The organism is Endozoicomonas sp. SESOKO2 (assembly GCF_024606245.1).
Taxonomy (GTDB): domain Bacteria; phylum Pseudomonadota; class Gammaproteobacteria; order Pseudomonadales; family Endozoicomonadaceae; genus Endozoicomonas_A.
This window is the reverse complement of sequence record NZ_JAHHPQ010000804.1, coordinates 1-1,252: the sequence shown is the minus strand read 5'-3', so window position 1 is coordinate 1,252 and position 1,252 is coordinate 1. Positions and strand designations below refer to the sequence as shown.

The 1,252-nt window shown below is 49.2% G+C and carries 1 protein-coding gene; it reads left to right on the top strand.

Annotation, left to right across the window (positions count from 1 at the left end):
* A partial coding sequence (locus tag KDK17_RS18995; RefSeq protein ID WP_257288815.1) for a hypothetical protein occupies positions 1-1,252 on the top strand: 1,252 nt, incomplete at both ends.

Below are 1,252 nucleotides of genomic sequence, written 5' to 3'. Positions count from 1 at the left end.
TTGGGGGACACAGTAAAATGGTGGTTGAAGCATTGTTCAGGGAACTGGCAGGGCTGGGCATTGGTGGGGAACGACCGGCTACCGACGACCTTGAGGAGCAGTGGCTGGACGCCCTGGCCGATTGCCACGGCTGCCTTGGTGATATGAACCTTGCCGTGGCAGCGGATAGCAATACCCCGGTAAACACCCGTAAAAAAGCGTTTCTTAAACCCTTGCTGAACCTCAGTGACAAAGAACTGAATTGGAAATTCAATTCTCGTATTCGTGCAGGACGTCTGGTGCATTACCGCCCGGGTTTTCCCCATGGCATTTCGACAAACCCCGCCAGACATTTCTGCCCCGGGCACGATATAAACTTATGTCTGGGGGCGCGACGGAACAGTAAGCAGGTTATAGTCAATAGCCTCGAAAATGAAGCTACCCTGAGCTCCTTTGAACGCCGTACTCAGATCGGGATGCAGCCATCCAGATATTTTTCGGCACGCAGGATGAAATGCGACACTGAATATACATTCTCCCGTGTCATGGAGGAGGAGCTGACGACTGATTCCAGGCACAAATATGGTGGGGTCATGTGTATGCGCCTGACTTCCGCTGCACTCGGCCGTCTGGATGCACAAATTTATAAAGATCAAAGCCAGTTTTTGGGGGGATTCCCTGGTTTGGACGCCTTCGCCCGTAATGAGAAAATCATTGCGCAGTCAACCGATGACTACAGAAGTGTGATTCAGTACGAAGGGCGTCAGGAGACCCGTTTTTCCAATCCTCTGTCCTTACTTGACGAGTTGAACCTGCTTGAGATGAGTTCTCCCGAAAGTCAGAGGCAATTGTTGCAGACTCTAAAGCAACGCTTTAGTCACTGGCCCGACGGACGCCCGCTGGAACAGCTTTTTCCGCAATCCTGGTCAGTCTTTTACCATGAGTTAACCTTTAAAGGCAGCATGGTTGACGAGGGCATCAAAAATCTCATCAAGGTTTGTGGTGAAGAGCGCATACAATTACTGTTTGAGCAAAACCCACAACTGTTGGAGGGTAAACTGGATTCCCTGGATGGATTTAAGCTGAACGGGGGTAGCCATTTCTTGAAAGGAATTGATTTCAGCGGCTGTTCAATGAAGGGTACCGTGTTGCAATCCTTTATATTTCAGAACTGTAAATTCGATACAGAGCGGTTAAACAGTGCCACTGTTGAAGATGGCTTTTTCTGCGCATGTTCTTTTGAAGGCAAGCGGTTTTCATCATCGATATTAGA